The sequence below is a fragment of the Nocardia sp. NPDC060249 genome (assembly GCF_042728755.1).
In the GTDB taxonomy this organism is placed as follows: Bacteria; Actinomycetota; Actinomycetes; order Mycobacteriales; family Mycobacteriaceae; genus Nocardia.
The window spans coordinates 582,386-601,974 of record NZ_JBHXAQ010000002.1 but is presented as its reverse complement, the minus strand read 5'-3'; the positions used below and the strand labels follow the sequence as shown (position 1 = coordinate 601,974).

Annotated in this window: 17 protein-coding genes; 9 read left to right on the top strand and 8 right to left on the bottom strand. The window is 68.9% G+C overall.

Annotated features, from left to right (window positions below; translation table 11 throughout):
* Nucleotides 1–27 precede the first annotated feature (27 nt).
* Nucleotides 28–993 (bottom strand): proline dehydrogenase family protein, encoded by a 966-nt coding sequence (locus ACFWFP_RS10360; RefSeq protein ID WP_379294441.1) that lies wholly within the window; start codon nucleotides 991–993, stop codon nucleotides 28–30.
* A complete protein-coding gene (gene pruA, locus ACFWFP_RS10355; protein ID WP_379294440.1) occupies nucleotides 993–2,639 on the bottom strand; it encodes an L-glutamate gamma-semialdehyde dehydrogenase in 1,647 nt (548 codons plus the stop codon). Before pruA ends, ACFWFP_RS10360 begins: the two co-directional genes overlap by 1 nt.
* Nucleotides 2,640–2,771: 132 nt before the next feature.
* Between pruA and ACFWFP_RS10350 the strand changes: the two genes are divergently transcribed.
* Together ACFWFP_RS10350 and ACFWFP_RS10345 are read left to right on the top strand one after the other, a co-directional pair.
* Complete coding sequence (locus tag ACFWFP_RS10350) at nucleotides 2,772–4,412, top strand: PucR family transcriptional regulator (protein ID WP_379294439.1); 1,641 nt, start codon at nucleotides 2,772–2,774, stop codon at nucleotides 4,410–4,412.
* Between the two features lie 111 nt (nucleotides 4,413–4,523).
* Nucleotides 4,524–6,518: an alkyl/aryl-sulfatase gene (locus ACFWFP_RS10345; protein ID WP_379295115.1), complete on the top strand. Its 1,995-nt coding sequence runs from the start codon at nucleotides 4,524–4,526 to the stop codon at nucleotides 6,516–6,518.
* On the opposite strand, the gene ACFWFP_RS10340 is transcribed toward ACFWFP_RS10345, so the two are convergent.
* Entirely contained in the window at nucleotides 6,519–7,322 is an 804-nt protein-coding gene (locus tag ACFWFP_RS10340; protein ID WP_379294438.1) for a VOC family protein, read from the bottom strand.
* Between the two features lie 247 nt (nucleotides 7,323–7,569).
* Between ACFWFP_RS10340 and ACFWFP_RS10335 the strand changes: the two genes are divergently transcribed.
* Nucleotides 7,570–9,609, top strand: a complete 2,040-nt coding sequence (locus ACFWFP_RS10335; RefSeq protein ID WP_379294437.1) for a CocE/NonD family hydrolase — start codon at nucleotides 7,570–7,572, stop codon at nucleotides 9,607–9,609.
* 114 nt (nucleotides 9,610–9,723) lie between these two features.
* Nucleotides 9,724–10,206, top strand: coding sequence for a gluconokinase (locus tag ACFWFP_RS10330; protein WP_379295114.1), 483 nt, complete (start codon nucleotides 9,724–9,726; stop codon nucleotides 10,204–10,206).
* On the opposite strand, the gene ACFWFP_RS10325 is transcribed toward ACFWFP_RS10330, so the two are convergent.
* Nucleotides 10,197–10,943: a M50 family metallopeptidase gene (locus ACFWFP_RS10325; RefSeq protein ID WP_379294436.1), complete on the bottom strand. Its 747-nt coding sequence runs from the start codon at nucleotides 10,941–10,943 to the stop codon at nucleotides 10,197–10,199. The two genes, ACFWFP_RS10330 and ACFWFP_RS10325, sit on opposite strands and share 10 nt — an antisense overlap.
* Before the next feature lie 121 nt (nucleotides 10,944–11,064).
* Here ACFWFP_RS10325 and ACFWFP_RS10320 point away from each other — a divergent pair, with 121 nt between their 5' ends.
* A complete protein-coding gene (locus ACFWFP_RS10320) occupies nucleotides 11,065–12,069 on the top strand; it encodes an SMP-30/gluconolactonase/LRE family protein (protein ID WP_379294435.1) in 1,005 nt (334 codons plus the stop codon).
* A gap of 2 nt (nucleotides 12,070–12,071) precedes the next feature.
* Here the strand turns inward: ACFWFP_RS10320 and ACFWFP_RS10315 are convergent, their stop codons facing one another.
* On the bottom strand, nucleotides 12,072–12,650 hold the full coding sequence (locus tag ACFWFP_RS10315; RefSeq protein ID WP_379294434.1) for a pyridoxamine 5'-phosphate oxidase family protein: 579 nt from the start codon (nucleotides 12,648–12,650) through the stop codon (nucleotides 12,072–12,074).
* Between the two features lie 134 nt (nucleotides 12,651–12,784).
* Between ACFWFP_RS10315 and ACFWFP_RS10310 the strand changes: the two genes are divergently transcribed.
* The gene (locus ACFWFP_RS10310; protein WP_379294433.1) at nucleotides 12,785–13,612 is read left to right on the top strand and encodes an NADPH-dependent oxidoreductase; all 828 of its coding nucleotides are present in this window, start codon (nucleotides 12,785–12,787) and stop codon (nucleotides 13,610–13,612) included.
* A gap of 12 nt (nucleotides 13,613–13,624) precedes the next feature.
* Here ACFWFP_RS10310 and ACFWFP_RS10305 read toward each other — a convergent pair whose 3' ends face one another.
* Entirely contained in the window at nucleotides 13,625–14,617 is a 993-nt protein-coding gene (locus tag ACFWFP_RS10305; RefSeq protein ID WP_379294431.1) for an LLM class flavin-dependent oxidoreductase, read from the bottom strand.
* A gap of 145 nt (nucleotides 14,618–14,762) precedes the next feature.
* On the opposite strand from ACFWFP_RS10305, the gene ACFWFP_RS10300 reads away from it, so the two are divergent.
* Both ACFWFP_RS10300 and ACFWFP_RS10295 read left to right on the top strand, forming a co-directional pair.
* On the top strand, nucleotides 14,763–16,178 hold the full coding sequence (locus tag ACFWFP_RS10300) for an amino acid permease (RefSeq protein WP_379294429.1): 1,416 nt from the start codon (nucleotides 14,763–14,765) through the stop codon (nucleotides 16,176–16,178).
* 127 nt (nucleotides 16,179–16,305) lie between these two features.
* A complete protein-coding gene (locus tag ACFWFP_RS10295; protein ID WP_379294427.1) occupies nucleotides 16,306–17,310 on the top strand; it encodes a hypothetical protein in 1,005 nt (334 codons plus the stop codon).
* A gap of 98 nt (nucleotides 17,311–17,408) precedes the next feature.
* Here ACFWFP_RS10295 and ACFWFP_RS10290 read toward each other — a convergent pair whose 3' ends face one another.
* The gene (locus ACFWFP_RS10290; protein ID WP_379294425.1) at nucleotides 17,409–18,215 is read right to left on the bottom strand and encodes a class I SAM-dependent methyltransferase; all 807 of its coding nucleotides are present in this window, start codon (nucleotides 18,213–18,215) and stop codon (nucleotides 17,409–17,411) included.
* A gap of 83 nt (nucleotides 18,216–18,298) precedes the next feature.
* On the opposite strand from ACFWFP_RS10290, the gene ACFWFP_RS10285 reads away from it, so the two are divergent.
* Nucleotides 18,299–18,937 carry a hypothetical protein gene (locus ACFWFP_RS10285; RefSeq protein WP_379294423.1) on the top strand — a complete coding sequence of 213 codons (639 nt, stop codon included), beginning with the start codon at nucleotides 18,299–18,301 and terminating at the stop codon, nucleotides 18,935–18,937.
* 76 nt (nucleotides 18,938–19,013) lie between these two features.
* Here ACFWFP_RS10285 and ACFWFP_RS10280 read toward each other — a convergent pair whose 3' ends face one another.
* Nucleotides 19,014–19,550 (bottom strand): helix-turn-helix domain-containing protein, encoded by a 537-nt coding sequence (locus ACFWFP_RS10280; protein WP_379294421.1) that lies wholly within the window; start codon nucleotides 19,548–19,550, stop codon nucleotides 19,014–19,016.
* Between the last annotated feature and the right edge of the window lie 39 nt (nucleotides 19,551–19,589).

The following is a 19,589-nucleotide window of genomic DNA, read 5'->3' as shown; positions in this document are numbered from 1 at the left end:
GCGGCGATGATCGTTGGGCAGGGCTGGTCATCGGCCGCGCGCGCCGGCCATCGCGCGCAGGAAGAACCTGAGGTTGGCGGGCCTTTCGGCCAGCCTGCGCATGAAGTACCCGTACCACTGGTCGCCGTAGGGGACATACACGCGAACATGGTTGCCCGCGGCGGCGAGCCGGTGCTGTTCATCGACGCGAATGCCGTACAGCATCTGGTACTCGTACTCCTCGGTCTTGCGTTGCGCCGACTGCACGCCCACCCCGGCCGCGGTGATCACCGCCGGGTCGTGCGAGGCGATCATCGGATAGCCCGCGCCCGCGGTGAGTACGCCCAGGCACCGCATGTACGACGCGTCGACCTCGGCCTTGTCGCGGAAGGCGACCGACTCGGGTTCGTCATAGGCGCCCTTGCACAGCCGGATGCGCGAACCCGGGCCCGCCAACGCGCGGCAATCGTCCTCGGTGCGGCGCAGATACGCCTGCAACACCGTGCCCAGCCACGGGTAGTCCGCGCGCAGTTCGCGCACGATCGACAGCGTCGAATCCGTGGTGGTGTGGTCCTCGGCATCGACGGTGACCCAGATCCCCGCGGCCTCGGCGGCGGCACAGATCTGGCGAGCGTGCTCGCGGGCGATGGCGTGCCCGTCGCTCGGCAGGGCCTGCCCGAGTGCGGACAGTTTCACCGAAACCTCCAGTGGCCGAACAGCTCCCGTCGCCACCTCGGAGTGGGGGAGGGCGCCGAGCGCGGCGATCAAGGCCCGGTACTGTGCGACGGTCGCCTCCGCGTCGGCCAGGTCGGTGGTGTCCTCACCCAGATAGTCGATGCTGACGAAACATCCTGAGCGCAACAGTGTTTCGGTGGCCCGCACCGCCTCCTCGGTGCTGGTGCCCGCGACGAAGCGGGCCACCACCGCCCGGCTGACCGGCAGCCGGGTGACGGTGCGCTCCAGCCGGGGTGACCGCGCGGCGGCGAGCATGGTCGAACGCAGCAGAGCAGACATCAGCCGGCCTCCGGAGCCTGGTGGGGGTAGCGGTGCTCGGTGGGTGGAACGAAGGTTTCCTTGATCGTGCGCGCGGAGGTCCAGCGCAGCAGATTCTGCTGGGAGCCGGCCTTGTCGTTGGTGCCGGACGCGCGCCCACCGCCGAAGGGTTGCTGGCCCACGACCGCCCCGGACGGTTTGTCGTTGATGTAGAAGTTGCCGGCGGCGAAGGTGAGCCGGTCGGTCGCCGCGGTGATCGCGGTGCGGTCCTGCGCGATGACCGAGCCGGTGAGCCCGTAGGGGCTGCCGGTGTCGACGAGGTCCATCGCGTCGGCGAAGGCGGTCGGGGTGCTGTCGTCGTAGACGTGCACCGCCAGGATCGGGCCGAAGTACTCGGTGCGGAAGACCTCGTCGGCGGGATCGTCACCGACCACGATGGTCGGGTCGATGAACCAGCCGACACTGTCATCGCTGTGCCCGCCCGCCACCACGGTCAGGCCCGGGGTGGCCTTGGCGCGCTCGAGCGCGGTGATGTTGCGGTCGAAGGCGCGTCGATCGATCAGCGCCCCACCGAAATTGGTGAAATCGGTGACATCGCCATAGCGCAGGTTCGATGTCCGTTCGATCAGGTCTTCCGACATCGTCGCCCACACCGAACGCGGGATGAAGGCTCGCGAGGCGGCCGAGCACTTCTGGCCCTGATAGTCGAACGCGCCGCGCACCAGCGCGGTGGTGAGCACAGCCGGATCGGCCGACGGGTGCGCGAGCACGAAGTCCTTGCCGCCGGTCTCGCCGACCAGTCGGGGATAGGTGCGGTAGCCGTCCACATGCCGCGCCACCTCGCGCCACAGGTGCTGGAAGGTGGCCGTCGACCCGGTGAAATGCACCCCGGCCAGGCGTGGATCGGCCAGCACGACATCGGAGATCACCGGCCCCGGCCCGTTGACCAGGTTGATCACCCCGGGCGGCAGGCCGGCCGCCTCGAGCAGTCGCATCGTCAGATAGGCCGCCACCGCCTGGCTCCTGGCCGGCTTCCACACCACGGTGTTGCCCATCAGCGCGGGCGCGGTGGGGAGATTGCCCGCGATCGCGCTGAAGTTGAACGGCGTCACCGCGTAGACGAACCCCTCGAGTGAGCGGTACTGCATCCGATTCCACACCCCCGGTGTGGAGATCGGCTGCCCGGCGAGGATCTCGCGGGCGAACGAGACATTGAACCGCCAGAAGTCGATCAGCTCGCACGGTGCGTCGATCTCGGCCTGGTAGGCGGACTTGGATTGCCCGAGCATCGTCGCGGCCGCGATCTTCTCCCGCCACGGCCCGGAGAGCAGGTCGGCGGCGCGCAGGAAGATCGCGGCTCGATCGTCGAACGACATCGCCTGCCAGGCGGGCGCCGCGGCGCAGGCGGCTTCGACCGCGGCGGCGGTTTCGCCGGTGCTCGCCTCGTGCAGGGCGCCGAGGACGGCGGCGTGCCGATGCGGTTGGACCACGTCGAAGGAAGGGCCGTCGCCGGGCAGGTGGCGACCGCCGATCACGTGGCTGATCTGGGTGGGGGAGGCGGACAACTCGGCGAGCGCGGTCTGGAGGCGGCTGCGTTCCGGGCTGCCCGGAGCGAAGGTGCCGACGGGTTCGTTGACCGGCGGCGGGGTGGTCGCGATGGCATCCATGAGTGCGGCTCCTGCGTTGTGAGGGATAGCGGGATGTGACGTAGTCAACACCGATCGGCAGCAGTCATAATCGTCTGATCGGATGAATATCCGTGCGAGCCTTTGTTCGATCGACCAAACCGGAGGTGCGCGATGTCCGACGGGTCCACCACGCTGCGTGAGCTGCTCGCCGCCCTCGACCACACCGTCGCGACCCTCGTCGACGCGCCGGCGGGCAAGGAGATCGCGGTGCGAACAGTCGCGTTGGCCGAGCCTGCCGACCTGCCCGAACACCTCGATACGCAGGGCACGCTGCCCGCGGTGTACCTACTGGTCGGCGTCGACGCCGACGCGACCGAGCGCTGGTTGCGCGAAGTCGGCGACCGCGACCCCGCGCAGCGACCGCGTGTACTGATGACCAAGAGCGCCAACGACTCACCCGCGGTGCGCGCCGCCGCCCACACCGCAGGCGTCGCGCTGGTGCACGTGCACCGGCAGGCGCGCTGGGACCAGGTGTTCTCGCTGATCCGGCGGATGCTGGCCCGTTCACCCGGTCAGCGCGCCGCGTCCGGCGAGCACGACCTGCTCGCCCCCGACACCGACCTGTTCGGGCTGGCTCAGGTGCTGGCCAGGGAAACCGGCGGCATGGTCTCGATCGAGGACCCCCAATCGCACGTCCTGGCCTACTCGGCCTCGGACGCGTCGGCCGACCAGCTGCGCATCCAGTCGATCCTCGGGCGGGAAGGCCCGAGCGACTACCTGCGGATTCTGCGGGAATGGGGCGTGTTCGACCGGGTGCGGCGGGGTGACGAGGTCGTCGACGTGCCCGAGCATCCCGAGCTCGATATCCGCCGCAGACTCGTCGTCGGCATCCGGCGTGGCGCGGGCGGTGCGCGATCCAGAATGCTCGGGACCATCTGGTTGCAGCAGGGTGCGGGGCCGCTGCGACCCGACGCGGCGCAGGTGCTGCGCGGCGCGTCGGCGGTGGCGGCCAGGATCATCGCGCGACGGCTGGACGCGCCCTCGACCGAGGCATTGCTCGTCCGCCGGCTGTTCGGCGCGCACGGCGCGGGTGTCGATGTGCCCTCGGTGGCCGCCGCGCTGAACCTGCCGACGACCGGCCCCGCCGCGGTGATCGGCTTCGCGCCGATCGGCCCCGCCGCGGGACTGGCCGCGTCGAGTGGCTTGATCCGTTTGCACGCCAGCGCTTTTCGTGACGATTCGGTGACCGAGTCGATCGGCGAACGGGTCTATGTCCTGTTGCCCGCCTACCATTCCGAGCGCAGCGTCGGCTCGTGGGTGCGCAAGCTGGTGGGCCAGCTCGAGCAGACGCGCGAACTGGTCGTGCGGGCCGCGATCGCCGCACCGGTCGCCGGGCTCACCGCGGTCGCGGGTGCGCGCGCGGAGGTCGACCGGGTGCTGGACAGCCCGGTCGCCGACTCCACGGGCAGCCGGGTCGCCACGCTGGCCGATGCGAGGACCGCGGTGCTGCTGGCCGAGATCATGGAGCTGATCCGTGAGCGCCCGCGCCTGCACGATCCGCGCCTGGCCGACCTCGACGCCTACGATCGAGCCCATGCCGCTGACCTGCGGGTATCGGTTCAGGCCTATCTGCGGGCGCACGGTGAGGTCCGCGCCGCCGCGGCCGTGTTGCGGGTGCATCCGAACACGCTGCGCTACCGGCTGCGGCGGGTGGAGGCGATTCTCGGCATCGATCTGACCGACCCCGAGGACCGGCTGCTGCTCGATATTCAGCTGGCCGCGCTGCCCGGTACGGCGATTGCTCAGAAATAACACAGATATTGCAGTTAGACTGCAATAGTCGTTCGGGTCGGACGGTCGTGGAACGAAGGAGCAACGGTGAGCAGTGCACACACGGGTCGGGGCGAGCTGTCGCGGCGCGGGATGCTGGGTGTCGGAGTCGGCGCGGCCGCCGCGGTAGCGGTCGGTGCGACCCTCACCGGATGTGGTGACCAACCGGAGGGAGTCACCCCGTCGAGCACCCAGACCGACCCGACCGAGGCCATCCTGGAGGCCAACCGCGCGCTGGCCGACACCCTGCCCTTCGGCGATACCGCCGACTTCGCCGACGCCGACCGCGGCTGGATCGCCTCCCTCGAACCGGGCACGGTGACCGACCCGTCGGGGAAAGTGGTGTGGGACAACGACTCCTACGACTTCCTCGCCGGCTCCTGTCCGCAGTCGGTGAACCCGAGCCTGTGGCGGCAGTCCCAGCTCACCGTCAAGCAGGGCCTCTACGAGATCGCGCCGGGCTTCTATCAGATCCGTGGCCTCGACCTGTCGAACATGACGCTGATCGAAGGCGAGACCGGCGTGGTCGTCATCGATCCGCTGGTCTCGGCGGAGACCGCGGCCGCCGGGCTCGCGCTCTATCGCAAGCATCGCGGCGACCGGCCGGTCACCGGACTGATCTACTCCCACTCCCATGTCGACCACTTCGGCGGCAGCTACGGCGTCATCACGCCCCAGGACGTCGCCGCCGGGCGCTGCCCGGTGATCGCGCCGTCGGGATTCATGGAGCACGCCGTCGCCGAGAACATCTACACCGGCACGGCGATGGCCCGCCGCGCCGCCTACATGTACGGCGCCGCCCTGCCTCGCGGCCCGAAAGGCCAGGTGGGATCCGGTCTCGGGCAGACCACTTCGGTCGGCACGATCAGCCTGATCCCGCCCACCGTGCACGTCACCCGCACCGACCAGGAAGAGACCGTCGACGGCGTGCGGATGGTCTTCCAGCTGACGCCGGGCACCGAGGCGCCGTCGGAGATGAACTTCTACTTCCCCGATCGCCGCATCCTGTGCATGGCCGAGAACGCCACCCACACCATGCACAACATCGTCACCCTGCGCGGCGCGCTGGTGCGCGACCCGCATGTCTGGTCGAAATACCTCACCGATTCGATCAACCGCTACGGCCGTCGGTCCGATCTGGTGTTCTCCTCGCACCACTGGCCCCTCTGGGGGACCGATCGGATCGTGGAGTTCCTGTCGCTACAGCGCGACATGTACGGCTACCTCAACGATCAGACGCTGCGACTGCTGAACCAGGGCTACGTCGGCGCCGAGATCGCCGAAATGCTGCGGATGCCGCCCGCGCTGACCGCGTCGTGGTCCACGCACGGCTACTACGGCTCGGTGAGCCACAACGTCAAAGCCGTGTACCAGCGGTACATGGGCTGGTTCGACGGCAACCCCGCGCACCTGTGGGAACACCCGCCGGTGGAGAACGCGCGCCGTCACGTCGACGCGATGGGCGGCGCCGACGCGGCGCTGCGCACGGCGCAGAAGGCCTACGACGCCGCCGATTACCGCTGGGTCGTCCAAGTCGTGAACTACGTGATCTTCGCCGACCCCACCAACAAGACGGCGAAAGACTTGCAGGCCGGCGCCTTCGAGCAACTCGCCTACGGCGCGGAGAACGCCACCTGGCGCAACTTCTATCTCAGTGGCGCCTACGAACTGCGCCACGGCTCCTTCGGCACGCCGACAACGGCCAACTCCGCGGCGATGGCGAACGCGCTGAGCGTGGAGCAGGTGTTCGACGCGGTGTCGCTGCGCATCGACGGCCCGAAGGCCTGGGACGTCCGGATGAGCACCGACTGGCGGATCAGCAACGAGGACAACCGTGTTCACCGCGTCGAACTGCGCAACGGCGTCCTCGTGCACTACGACCGATTCCCCGGTGACGCGCTGCCCGCGCCCGACGCGACGATCACCCTCACCCGTCAGACCCTGATCGCCACTCTGGTCGGTGGCGCCGACCTGCGCAAGGGCGTCGCGAGCGGTGACATCGCCATCGACGGCGATGTCACCGCACTGGCGAAGCTGCCCGGCCTGATCGACAAGCCGGACCCGAACTTCGCCATCGTCACGCCGTAGTCAGGACCCGGTGGGCACCTCGCCGACCGCCTCGGCCGGATCGATCACGCCGAACACCTCACCCTGGGGCGCCTGCAGAATGCCCATCCGGCCGAACGGGCTGTCGTCGGGGCCCATGATCACCGATGCGCCCAGCTCGGTGGCCGCGGCCAGGGAGCCGTCGGCGTCGTCGACCTGGATCCAGGTGAGCCAGTAGGGCGGGGTGCTCAGCGCTGAGGCGTCCATCATGCCGCCGACCTCGTGGGCGTCCCCGGGCAGCGCGAAGGTGGAGTAGGTGAAGGATTCCCCGTCGCCGATCTCGTTGTACTGCCAGCCGAACACCTGGTGGTAGAACTCGTGGGCCTGGTCGTAGGCGGGGGTGTGCAGTTCGTTCCAGCAATAGGCGCCGTGCTGGTTGAACACGCCGGCACCGTGGTGGGCCTTGGCTTCCCATACGCCGAAGACCCCGCCTGCCGGGTCGCCGGCGATGAACATCCGTCCGACGTCGAGGACATCGAACGGCGGCATGAACACCTGCCCACCCGACTTGCTCACCCGTTCGGCGATCTCGTCGGCGCGTTCGGCGGCGAAGTAGGTGGTCCAGACGGACGGCATCTCGCCCATGCCCTCGGGTTTGGGCCCGATGCCCGCCGCCGGTCGGCCGTCGAGCGTGGCCATGAGATAGCCGCCGGCTTCGGCGGGACCGTCCTGGATCTCCCAGCCGAACAGCGTGCGGTAGAAATCGCGGGCGGCGGCGGTGTCGTCCACCTGACAGTCGATCCAGCAGGGAGTTCCCTGCGGCCAAGCTTCGTCGCGTGTCGGCATTGTCGAACGTCCTCCTCGGCGATGGATGAAAGCCGGCCCCAACGCACCGGCACGGGCCAAGTCAACCACCAGCCACCGACACGACCGTGTAGCCCGCGACCGCGCTGAACTGGAATAACGTGTATTCACAGCGACAGTCCGAGCGGGCCGACGCTCACCCGGCAAACTCGTTACTCCTGTTACGGTTTCCGCGCCGATCGTGCGGTGGCTTGGTCAACGTTGGAGACGAACCGGTCGGGAGCGACTCATGGTGGTAAGAGGTTCGGAACGCGGGTTGATCCGGATTCTGGTGACGATCCTCGCGGTCGTCGTCGTGCTCGGCTGCGGCGGCGGTCCCGCCGGCGCACAGCCGCCGGACGCGCCGTCCGCGCGATGGACCGCCCAGCACGACGGCCCGGGGGCCTACCCCGAGGTGCGGGTGGAGCGCGGCGTCCAGATCGCGATGAGCGACGGCGTGGTGCTCAAAGCCGACGTCTACCGTCCGGCCGACGCCGCGGGCGTGATCGAGCAGAAGCCGCTGCCGGTGATCGTCAGTCTGACGCCCTATTCGAAACTCATGACCGGGCTGATCGAATCGGCCGCCGCGATCCCGGGCCTGCAGTCCACCGCTGTCGACATCGTGCGCAGACTGAACCTGTCCACCACCCCGATCAGCGGTTTCGGCGACCTCATGCAGGCACTGGACGGCGGCATGATCCAGACCATGCTCGGCGTCGATCGCAAACTCGTCAGCGCCGGTTACACCGTGATCGTCGCCGATGTGCGCGGAACCGGCCTGTCGCAGGGCAAATGGGACACCCTCGGCGCACGCGAACAACTCGACACCCGCGAGGTGATCGACTGGGCGGCCACGCAGCCGTGGTCGAACGGGCGCATCGGGATGAGTGGCGGCTCCTACTCGGGGATCAACCAGTTGCGCGCCGCCGAGAACGCCCCGCCCGCGTTGCAGGCGATCTTCCCGGTCGAGCCCGGCAGCGACCTCATGCGCGACGTGGTCGCCCCCGGCGGCGGCGTCGGCACCACGTTCCTGCCGATGTGGCTGAACTCGGTCAACCAGCTCAAACTCGTTCCCGACGTGGCCTCGATGGTCGACGGCAGCTTCGACTGGACCTGGTTCAACGATCGCCTCGCCGACCCGACCACCAACTTCGACCTGCTCGCCCAGTCGCTGCTCACCCCGTCGTTGTCGAATATGCCGCCCGCGCTCGACGGCGCGCTCGACGACACCTCGGCGTTCCGTGAGGCGATCATGGGCCATCCGGAGAACGTCACGGTGCCCACCTTCGTCTACGGCGGCTGGCACGATATCTTCGCCAACAGCGCGACCAAGCTGTACGAGCAGATCCCGTTGCCCGCCGGGCGCAAGCAGCTCGTCGTCGGCGACACCTATCACGCCAATCCCGGTGCGGGCACCGGTGTTCCCGGCGCGCCCCCGCGCCTGGACGTGCTGCAGCGGGCCTGGTTCGACAAGTGGCTCAAGGACATCGACAGCGGCGTCGAGAGATTCGGACCGGTCACGGTGAAACAACAAGGTGGCAGCTGGGTGACACTGCGAGAGTTCCCGCAGCCCGGCGTCACCCATCGCCGTGTCTACCTCTCCGCCGCGCCGAGTGGCAGTACCGAGGACAGTCTGCACGACGGATCGCTCACTGCCACAGGACCTTCCGCTACCGAAACACTGACCGTCGCACCGGGTTTGAATCAGATCTGCTCGCGTGACGCGGCACAGGGCTCGGCGGGCATGACGGCCGCGTTCGACACCTGCGCGAAGGACTCCCGCATCGCCGAACGCAACGGCCTCACCTTCACCAGCGCCCCGCTGACCGAACAGACGGTGATCTCGGGCCCGATCAATGTGCGGCTCAACACCATTCACGACGCCACCGACGGATTCTGGAACGTCACCGTGAACGATGTGGCACCCGACGGGACCTCGACGGTGCTCACCACCGGCCAGCTCACCTCGTCGATGCGGGCGGTCGACGAGCGTCGCAGCGCGCGCTCGATCAACGGCGACTTCACCGCGCCCTTCAACCCACTCACCGTCGATCGGCTGCTCCCGGTGGTTCCCGGCGCTCCCACCGATATCGATGTGGCCGTCATCCCGACCCAGGCGGTGCTGGCGCCGGGCCACCGGCTGCGCATCGACGTCTTCGCGGGCAACGCGCCCAAGGCGTTGCCGTTCCGGCCGATGCTGAACGCCAGCGGCCTCGAGCCCCAGCACGTTCGGCTCGACCCCGCGTCGCCGAGCTTCGTCAACCTGCCCACCGACCGTCCGATTCCCTGATCGACGCTGGGGAATCCGTCGCCCCCGCTACCCTCGGTCGGGCAGGACGGGTGTGCGTGCTGTGGAGTTCGTTCCGACGAGGAGGTCGCTGTGGTCGAACCTGTCATCGTGGTGATGGGGGTGTCGGGGTGCGGGAAGACGACCGTCGGCGCGCTGACCGCCGACCGGCTCGAAGTCCCGTACGCCGAAGGTGACGACTTCCATCCGCAGGCCAATATCGACAAGATGGCCGCGGGTATCCCGCTCACCGACGAGGATCGGCTGCCCTGGCTCGACACCGTCGCGGACTGGCTCGCCGACCACCAGGCGAAGGGCGGGGTCGCGACCTGCTCGGCGTTGCGGCGGGTGTATCGCGACCGCCTGCGCGAGAAGGCGCCGCAGACCTACTTCGTCCACCTGGCCGCCACCCGCGAGGAACTGCTCCGCCGGATGACCGGCCGACTCGGTCACTTCATGCCGACGATCCTGCTCGACTCCCAGCTCGACACCCTCGAACCGCTGGGAGCCGACGAAGCGGGCGTCACCCTCAACGCGTTGCAGCCGCCGAGCACGCTCGTCACCGAGGCCGTCGACTACTGGATCGCCGATCACCGCTGAAGCAGCGGATGTAGCTCTTCGACCGGGGCCAGCATCAGCATCGCGCCCACGACCAGCGCCGCCAGGCAGACAGCGCTGAAGAACAACACCCACAGCACCGCGGGCAGATGGGTCAACCGGGCCAACTGGTCCGCGTCGGAGTCCGTCCGCCCCGGTTGCCTGCGTCGGCTGCGTTGCAGTTCGAAGACCGGCCGCACTCCGGCGGCCAGCAGGAACCACGCCGCGAGATAGGCGAACGCGGCCTGCAGCAGATCGCTGCCGAACCACGACACCCCGAACACCAGTGCGCCCAGCACGAACACGGTGAGCAGCCCGTACACATTGCGCACCTTGATCAGCACCGCCGCCAGCATCACCAGCGTCGCCCACAGCATCACCGTGACCCGGCCCGTTCCGAGCAGCGCCGCATAGCCGAGCCCGAGCAGCGCCGGCGCCGGATACCCGGCGGCCGCGGTGAGAATCATGCCGGGACCGCTCGGTTTGCCGCTCGACACCGTCAGTCCCGACGTGTCGGTGTGCAGGGTGATCGCGTGCAACCTGCGCCCGGTGAGCAGCGCGACCAACGCGTGACCGCCCTCGTGCGCGACGGTCACCGCGGCGCGGGTCAGCCGCCACAGCGGTCGGTAGCCGACCAGAATCAACGCCACCGCGGCGGTGGCGAGCACCAACCACCAGGCGGGCGCGGGCTGGGGTGCGAGGAGACGATCGAGCAGCGTGCTGGCGGATCCGGTGTTCACCGCCGCACTTTAGCTGTCCGTGGGCCGGTGCGTCGCCGACCGTGGAACCGGACTGCCGCAGCACTGCCTGCGGTGCGTCCGTTCCGTCACCGGGCCCATGGCGACGCGCATCGTGGTAGCAATGGGCATGCAGATGCGCCCTCACCGCTGGACTCCGCCGCGCCCCACCGCCCGTGCGCGCCAGACCCGGAGCGATCCGCCGATGCCGCCGACCCGACTGCTTCCGCTGCCGGGTAACGGCCCGGAGGATGTCGTGGTGCTGCCCGACGGCCGGATCGTCACCGGGACCGACGACGGCGCGATCTGGCGCGTCGATCCGGCCGACGGCACGGTCGAGCGGATCGCCGACGCCGGTGGCAGGCCACTGGGCATGCACGTCGAGGCCGACGGAGCCCTGCTGATCTGCGTCGCGGGTCGAGGCGTCCTGCGGCTGGCCGAGGCGGGCGCGGAACTCGAGGTTGTCGTCGGCGAGATCGACGGTGTCCCGATCGCGTTTCCCAGCAACGTGATCCGTGATGACGATGGCACGATCTATTTCTCGATCTCGTCGCGGCGGTGGCCGTTCGAGGAGTGGATGACCGACATTCTGGAACATTCCGGCAGCGGGCAGCTGGTCCGCCGCGATCCGGACGGACACCTGGAGGTGCTCGTCGACGGTCTCCAGTTCGCCAACGGTGTGGTACTGGCACCCGACCGTTCCTGTCTGCTGGTCGCCGAGACCGGCGCCTACCGGATCACGCGCTACTGGCTGACGGGTCCGCGCGCGGGCACCACCGACTACGTCGCCGAGAACCTGCCCGGCTCACCCGACAACATGCTGGTCGGCAGCGACGGGCTGGTGTGGGTCGGCATCGTCTCCCCACGTAACCCGTTGCTGGACAGGCTCTTCCCGCTCCCCGGGATCCTGCGACGACTGGTCGACGCGCTCCCGGATCGCCTGACGCCCGCGCCCGTCCGTTCGGTCTGGGTGCTCGCGTTCGACTTCGACGGCACCCTCGTGCACGACCTACAGCGAGACGGCGCCGACTACGCGTTGGTCACCGCGGTGGCCGAACACAACGGCACCCTCTACCTCGGCAGCCTGTCCGAGCCGGCGATCGCGGTCACCTCGGTACCGGCGACCTGACCTCAGCGCCGCACGGTGGACGGCACCGGATGGTCCGGCTCGAGCGCGGGCAGCCCGTCGATGCTGGTGGAATTGTCGCCGGCGATACGGCGGGCGAAATCGGCATCAGTGCGGCGGGTATGGGCTTCGTCGAGGATCGAGCGTTCCTCGATGAGCTCGAGTTTCGGCACCGACCAGCCACACGAGTCGGCGATCCGGTCGACCGAGATCACCACCGCCGAACGGATACCGGTGTGGCCGGTGCCGAAATGTTCACGCAGCGTGTCGAATTCGTCGGAGTCCGGGCGGACCACGCGGCCCGCGCCGAAGAGTCGCAGGATGCGGGTGGTGCGGGTGAACGAGCAGAACATCACGGTGATCCGGCCGTTGTCGCGCAGGTGGGCAATCGTTTCCGAGCCGCTGCCGAACAGGTCGAGGTAGGCGACGGTGTGGTCGTCGAGCACGGCGAAGGTGTCGCGATAGCCCTTGGGAGAGACATTCACGTGTCCGCCGGCGGACGGCGCGGTACCGATGAAGAACATCGGCTGTTCGGTGATGAATGCCCGCAACTTGTCGTCGATCCGATCGAACACCTTGCCCATGACGCACTCTCTTCGTCCCACCAGTCGGTGGGCTCCCCGCGTCCACTGTATCGACCGGCCGCGCCGGGTCCGCCGTTCGGTTCACGGTGAGGGTTACCGCAGACGGCCGCGGCGCGTTGGCCGACGATGTCCCTATGACGCAGACCGCACCGAGCCCCGCCCACCCCGTCCAGCAGCGTTACGCGGACCCGGCCACCGAGATTCCGGCCCAGTGGAATCCGGTGCTCGAGGTGCTGCACGCGCACAAGTCGGTGCGCCGCTATCTCCCGGATCCCGTATCGCCGGACACGATTCGGCTGCTGGTCTCGGCCGCGCAGTCGGCGGCGACCTCGTCGAACCTGCAGGTGTGGAGCGTCATCGAGGTCCGTGACCCGGCGCGCCGGGCCAGGCTGGCCGCGATCGCGGGCGGTCAGGCCCATATCGAGCAGGCACCGGTGCTGTTGGTCTGGACGGCCGACTTCGCCCGGTTGCGTCAGCTGGCCGACGATCACGGCGCACCGCTGGAGGGCGCGGACTATCTCGAATCCAGCTACGTCGGCTTCGTCGACGCGGCGCTCGCCGCACAGAACGCGGTGGTCGCCGCCGAATCCCTCGGCTTGGGCACCGTCTACATCGGCGCGCTGCGCAACGACCCGGAAGCGGTGGCGGCCGAGCTGAATCTGCCCGATCACGTCTTCGCGGTCTTCGGCCTCGTTGTCGGCCACCCGGACCCGGCGGAGGGCACCAGGGTCAAGCCGCGCCTACCCCAGGCGGCGGTGCTGCATCACGAGACCTACGACCTGGCCGTCCAGCGCGAGCCGGTCGCCGAATACGAACAGCGGATCGGCGAGATCTACACCGATCAGGGCCTGCCGTTCTCGTGGACCGAGCGCACCCTGGCTCGGCTGGCCTCGGCGGCCTCCCTCAACGGCCGTCACCGGTTGCGGGAGTCCTTGGCCGCCAGAGGGTTCCGGCTGCACTGAGACAGGGGCCGCTCAGCCGTCGATCGCCTTCTTGGTCAGGTCGAGCGACCGGATGCGGGCGTCGAGGTCGTAGACGAGGGTGTTGAGCATGAGCTCGTCGGGGGAGGTGGCGTCGAGCAGTTGCGCGGCTTGGGCCCGGACCGTTTCCGGCGAGCCCTGCAACTGCGCGGCCCGGCGCTGTGCGGCGAAGTGGCGTTCGGCGTCGGTGCCGGGGAAGCCCGCGGCCTGCTCCGGGGTGGCCAGTGCCTGCGGGCGACCCGAGCGCAGATTGGCGAAGGCGAGATCGCGGGGTGCGGCGAGGCGGTCGGCCTCGGCGTCGGTGTCGGCGCAGATCGCGGAGGCGGCCACGATCGTGTACGGCTCGCGCAGCGTCTGTGACGGACGGAAATTGTCGCGGTAGAGCGTCAGCGCGGCGACGGTGTTGTCCGGGGCGATGTGATGGGCGAACGCGAACGGCAGACCCAGCACCGCGGCGACCTGCGCGCTGTACCCGCTCGAGCCGAGCAGCCACACCTGCGGTTCCGCGCCGCGGCCGGGGCTTGCCACGATCCCGCTCGGATCGGCGCCACGGAAGAAGCCGATCAGCGCGGTGAGTTCCTGGGGGAACTCGTCACCACCGAGTCCTTCGGCACTGCGGCGCAGTGCGCGCGCGGTGACCGGATCGGTGCCGGGTGCGCGGCCGATCCCGAGATCGATCCGTCCGGGGTGCAGCGACTCGAGCGTGCCGAACTGTTCGGCGACCACCAGCGGCGGATGATTGGGCAACATCACCCCGCCCGAGCCGACCCTGATCCGCGAGGTGGACGCGGCCAGATGCGCCAGCACCACCGCGGGCGCGGCACTCGCGATGCCGGGCATGTTGTGGTGCTCGGCCACCCAGAACCGGCGAAACCCCTGCTCCTCGGCGTGTTGGGCGAAGCGGGTAGTCGCGTGCAACGCCGCACCGGCCGTCGCATCGGATTGCACCGGTGCCAGATCCAGAACCGACAGCGTGACGGCGCTCATGAGCCTCCTCGAGATGTGTATTACCCCTATGGAGGCCAACCCGCGCCGGGCTGCGGGTATTTCCGCGTGCCGGTGGTGGTGACACCGGCCACGGTTGCGGGGCGGTAGCGTGCACGACTGATCGACGCGAGGAAGGACTGTTTCCATGTCAGCCGATGGCTCCGGCCTATCCACCGATGCCCCCGTGGCGTCCGTCCCTCCGGCCGATTCGGAGGGATACGAACGCGGCCTGAACCCGCGCACCATCCAGATGATCGCCATCGGCGGTGCGATCGGCACCGGCTTGTTCTACGGCTCCGGTGCGGCGATCGAGCAGGCGGGCCCGTCGCTGATCCTGGCCTATCTCGTCGCGGGTCTGGCGATCTTCGTCATCATGCGCGCGCTCGGTGAGTTGCTGACCTACCGTCCGGTCTCGGGCAGTTTCGCCGAATACGCGCACGAATTCCTCGGCCGGTTCGCCGGGTTCGCGACCGGGTGGTCGTATTGGGCGGTGTGGGTGTCGACCTGCATGGCCGAGATCACGGTGGCGGGACACTACGTGCAGTACTGGTTCGATATTCCGCAGTGGGTGACCGCGCTGGTCGTGCTCGCGGTGCTGTTCACCGCGAACCTGATCTCGGTGCGGTTCTTCGGTGAGGGCGAGTTCTGGTTCTCGGCCATCAAGGTGACCGCGATCCTGGCGATGATCTTGATCGGTATCGGGGTGCTGGTGTTCGGCTTCGGCCACGCCGCCGATCCCACGGTGACCAACCTGTGGGCCGACGGAGGCATGTTCCCGCACGGGTTCGGTCAGACCCTGCTCGTGCTGCAGATCGTCGTGTTCGCCTACGTCGGTGTCGAACTGGTCGGCGTGACAGCGGGAGAAGCCCGCGACCCCAAGACCACGCTGCGCAGGGCGATCAACACCCTGCCGTTCCGAATCGGTCTGTTCTACGTCGGTGCGCTCGTGGTGATCATGTCGGTGGCGAGCTGGCGCAGTTTCCATGCCGGGCGCAGCCCGTTCGTCGAGGTCTTCGAACAGATCGGCATCCCCGCCGCGGCGGGCATCATCAACTTCGTGCTGCTCACCGCGGCACTCTCATCGTGCAATTCGGGTATCTACTCCACCGGTCGGATGCTGCGCAGCCTCGCCCTGCGCGACGAAGCGCCCGCGAAATTCGCGACCTTGAGCAAGCAGTCGGTGCCGTTCACCGGCATCTGCGCCTCGGCGGGCGCGATGGTCATCGGGGTGGTCGTCAACGCCATCTCGCCGGACAAGGCCTTCGCCTACATCACCTCGGTGAGTACCGTCGGGATCATCGTCGTGTGGAGCGTGATCCTGGTGTGCCACATCAAGTATCGCGCCAAGGTTGCGGCGGGCGAGCTGCCCGGCAGCGACTACCGGCTGCCCGGTGCTCCCGTCACCACGTGGGCCGCGCTCGGATTCCTGGGGTTGGTCGTGGTGCTGCTGCTGTGGACCGGCGGTGGGCGCACGGCACTGGTCGTCGGGGCGGTCTGGGCGGCACTGGTCTGTGCGGGCTACTACGCCTTCGGCCGTCGCGACGCGGTGCGCGCCGGATAGCTCCGTTTGCTGGAAAGCCGCTGGCAGAGAGCCATTTTCTGTCGTACCCCCTCGGTATCGTCGAAGTGTCACACAACCAGCCCGGACGCGAGTGTGGCCGGGCGGTGCGAGAACGGGGGCACACGAGATGAGTGACGAGAACCGCGGCGATCTGCGGCCGCCACGCCAGCACGGAACCACCTGGCGGGAATCGGAATACCGGATACTGGCCGACGATCTGCGCGCGGGCGCCGATCTGGCTCGCACGGCGATCACGGTCGGGCGCACCGAATCGGCGGTGCGCACCGCACTGCGCAACTTCGTGCCGCCGGAGGACCGGGTACCGACCGCCGAACGGGAACGCTGGATCCGCACACGCCTTGTCGCCGAACCGGAATGGGACTGGTGGGCGGTGGTGATCGACCATCACCGCCGCTCCCGCAGCGGCCTGTGGTTCACCCGCCACGAGCACTGCGTCCGGATCGGCTGGCGCCGCCGCACCCCCATGCCCGCGCTGGCCCAGGAACTGGCCACCTCGGAACTGTCGGTCGCCGAGCTGCTGCGTGCGCTGGGGTTGGTCGAGAGCATCGAGGAAGCCGCCGACCGGCTCGGCGCCACCCCGGGCCTCGCCCTGGCCAAACGGGTCACCGCCCGCCGTGACGAAGCTGTGGGCGCCCGCTGGATCCTGGTCGTCGACGGCGCCGCGGGCACCACCCGGCCCCGCAACGCCCCGGTCCGGCGCCAGCTGTCGCTCCACGAGACCCGCGCCGACGCCGAAGCCGAACGCGACCGAATTCTGTCCTGGCACACCCGCATCGGCCCGGAAGAACCCGACTCACCCGTGTGGTGGACCATCGCCGAACGCGGCCTGGGCGCAACAGTCGGCCACACCCGCTGTGGCACGCACGATCGCACCGCCACCGGCGGCCGAATCCGCGCCGAAGCCCTCACGGTCGGTGACATCATCCGTGTCCCGGTTCCCGACGGCGGCTTCCTCCAGGACCGCATCACCGCGATCACCCAACCCGCCGCGGGCGCACCGATCGTCGTGGATTTGGCACCGGTCGCCAACTCGAGGGTCCGCCGAGTCGTCGAATTCGCCTCCGACGAGGTCGTCGATGTGGTGCGCCGATCGGAGGAACGCTCGGCATAGCGGGGTGCGACAGTCGAATCCGGGCATGGCGGCAACGACTGCAGGCCCGGTGAACCCCGCGGTCCGGCGCGGGGTTCATGTGTGTCGGTGATCGGCGCTCATCGGGGTGTATTCGCGCGCCGGACCGTGCGGATCACCTCGGTGCGCAGGGGGAAGTCGAACTCGCCCTCGGCGGTTTCCGGTGTCGCACGCAGGTAGTCGAGGATCCGGCCCAGCACTTCGGCTCGTTCTCGCGCGGAGATGACCACGGTGTGTGAGTTGGTGCCGATGGACGCCGTCAGCGATTCGGCGGTCCGCCGCTGGCTGTGTGTGAACTCGGCGTACTCGAACGGTGCGAACAGCGGATGCGCGGGCAGCGCGTCATCGGACGACGACGGCGGAAACGACGCCGACGAGCGAGAGACATCCCGGAGCCCCGCAACCCACTCGACCTTGTTGTCGTCGTTGTTCCAGAACGCGGCGAACACCCCCTCCGCCCGCAGCACCCGCGCGATTTCGGGAAAGGCGCGGGTCTGATCGAACCAGTGGAACGCCTGGCCGGCGAGCACCGCGTCCACCGACCCGTCGGCCAGCGGAATCGCCTCCGCCGCACCGGAAAGCGCAGTGACCCCGGGGTAGAGCCGAACGAGTTCGGCCCTCATCCCCTCATCGGGTTCCACCGCGATCACCTCGACCCCCGCGGCGAGCAACCCTCCGGTGAGCTTGCCCGTCCCCGCCCCCAAATCCAGCACGACAGTCCCCTCGCCACCACCGACTGCCTCCAGCGCCCACCGAATGCCCGCCTCGGGATAGTCCGGCCGATGCTCGGCGTAGACGGCTGCCTGCGCGCCGAACGAGCCCGCCCGCCGCTTCCGCCGCCGGACCTCGTCCGCGGTCCGATCCTCGGAACTGCCGATTCCCACCATGGTACGAAGCTACTACCGCCGGCGCGCTGGGGTAGGACCGCGCGGGTGGTGAATTGTGCTGGGGTGCAGAGAGAATAGTCACCATGGATTGGACCAATGTGGCGGTTGCCTCGATCACTGTCGCCGGAACGCTCGGTGGCGGCATCGTGACCCAGGTTTTCGCGATTCGTAGCAAGCGAATCGATGCGAAGGCGCAGCGCGACAATCGGGCGGAGGAATTGCGGGAGCTCACCCGGAAAGAGGCCACCGACGAGAAGCGGGCGGTCTACGCGAGCCTCAACACCACGGCGCATTCCTGCCGAGCGGCCGTCCGCCACTACCTCGACGAGAAGTGCGGCGGGCGCACCCCCGATCTCGCCAAGTTCGAGGCAGCGCGGGAGGCGTTGCGCGACAGCTATTCCCGTGCGCAGATGGTGGTGTCGGACCGAGCCCTCGATTTCGCGTCCGAGGTGAATCGGTGCCTCGACATCGGCCATCGCACAGCGCTCGAGCTCGACGAGAACGATCCCGTGGCGGTCGAGGCGCTCTATCGCTTCGTGGACGACTCGCTGGGCTTCGGTGTGCGTCTGCTGCGTCGAGCGATTCGAGAGGATCTCGGGATCGAACCCGGGGTCGATGCCGATCTCGGCGACCACCTCGTCTCGCTCAGGGGCATGCGCCACGAGTTTGTCGGGCGGGACACCGCCGACGCGGCCGCCCAACAGCTCGACCTCCTCGATTGAGGCGGGTACGCCCGAGTTTCCGCTGCGCGTCACGGTGATCCGTGCGCAGACGATCGTGGCGTTCAGAACGCGGGTGTCACGCTGTGGCGTCGCCTCGGCGGTCGAGCGGAAAGAGGATCGGGCTGAGGAGGTATTCCGAACGATCCGCGGTGGCCGCGTTGTCGAGGTGGGGTGTGATCGCGGCGCGCATGTCGGTGATCAGCCGGGCCAGTTCGCCGGGGTCGAGCCACAGTGAGTGCTGGCGGTAGCCGACGAGATCGTCGACCGGGTCGGCGCGTTCGCCGGTGATATAGGCGTCGAATTCGGCGAGCAGGGTGGCCATCGCGGCGACGAAGATCCGGCGATGGTCCGCCGGTGTCACGGTGGCGGCGTCGATGCTCGCGCGCTCGCGGCGCAATCGGTAGCGCCGTTCGACCGCCCCGCGCACGCGTCGTTCTTCGACGACCTCGAGCACGCCACCGGAGGTCAGCAGATCGACGTGGCGGTACACCGTCGCCTTCGAGGACTCGGGCACCAGGGCGCACAGCTGCGCGGTCGTGTGCGTCCGGCCGCCCGACATCGCGTGCACGATGCGCAAGCGCACCGGGTGTGTCAGTAGCTCCAACGAGTCCATGCGTCGATGTTCTCACATGTGCTACCTTTCGCAAAGATG

Excerpts from the sequence above, each read along its gene's own strand:
- pruA (WP_379294440.1), bottom strand. The coding sequence starts at position 2,639 with ATGGATGCCATCGCGACCACCCCGCCGCCGGTCAACGAACCCGTCGGC.
- ACFWFP_RS10290 (WP_379294425.1), bottom strand. The coding sequence starts at position 18,215 with ATGGTGGGAATCGGCAGTTCCGAGGATCGGACCGCGGACGAGGTCCGG.
- ACFWFP_RS10285 (WP_379294423.1), top strand. The coding sequence starts at position 18,299 with ATGGATTGGACCAATGTGGCGGTTGCCTCGATCACTGTCGCCGGAACG.
- ACFWFP_RS10330 (WP_379295114.1), top strand. The coding sequence starts at position 9,724 with ATGGGGGTGTCGGGGTGCGGGAAGACGACCGTCGGCGCGCTGACCGCC.
- ACFWFP_RS10350 (WP_379294439.1), top strand. The coding sequence starts at position 2,772 with ATGTCCGACGGGTCCACCACGCTGCGTGAGCTGCTCGCCGCCCTCGAC.
- ACFWFP_RS10305 (WP_379294431.1), bottom strand. The coding sequence starts at position 14,617 with ATGAGCGCCGTCACGCTGTCGGTTCTGGATCTGGCACCGGTGCAATCC.
- ACFWFP_RS10335 (WP_379294437.1), top strand. The coding sequence starts at position 7,570 with ATGGTGGTAAGAGGTTCGGAACGCGGGTTGATCCGGATTCTGGTGACG.
- ACFWFP_RS10340 (WP_379294438.1), bottom strand. The coding sequence starts at position 7,322 with ATGCCGACACGCGACGAAGCTTGGCCGCAGGGAACTCCCTGCTGGATC.
- ACFWFP_RS10310 (WP_379294433.1), top strand. The coding sequence starts at position 12,785 with ATGACGCAGACCGCACCGAGCCCCGCCCACCCCGTCCAGCAGCGTTAC.
- ACFWFP_RS10300 (WP_379294429.1), top strand. The coding sequence starts at position 14,763 with ATGTCAGCCGATGGCTCCGGCCTATCCACCGATGCCCCCGTGGCGTCC.
- ACFWFP_RS10315 (WP_379294434.1), bottom strand. The coding sequence starts at position 12,650 with ATGGGCAAGGTGTTCGATCGGATCGACGACAAGTTGCGGGCATTCATC.
- ACFWFP_RS10320 (WP_379294435.1), top strand. The coding sequence starts at position 11,065 with ATGGGCATGCAGATGCGCCCTCACCGCTGGACTCCGCCGCGCCCCACC.
- ACFWFP_RS10280 (WP_379294421.1), bottom strand. The coding sequence starts at position 19,550 with ATGGACTCGTTGGAGCTACTGACACACCCGGTGCGCTTGCGCATCGTG.
- ACFWFP_RS10360 (WP_379294441.1), bottom strand. The coding sequence starts at position 993 with ATGTCTGCTCTGCTGCGTTCGACCATGCTCGCCGCCGCGCGGTCACCC.
- ACFWFP_RS10345 (WP_379295115.1), top strand. The coding sequence starts at position 4,524 with ATGCTGGGTGTCGGAGTCGGCGCGGCCGCCGCGGTAGCGGTCGGTGCG.
- ACFWFP_RS10295 (WP_379294427.1), top strand. The coding sequence starts at position 16,306 with ATGAGTGACGAGAACCGCGGCGATCTGCGGCCGCCACGCCAGCACGGA.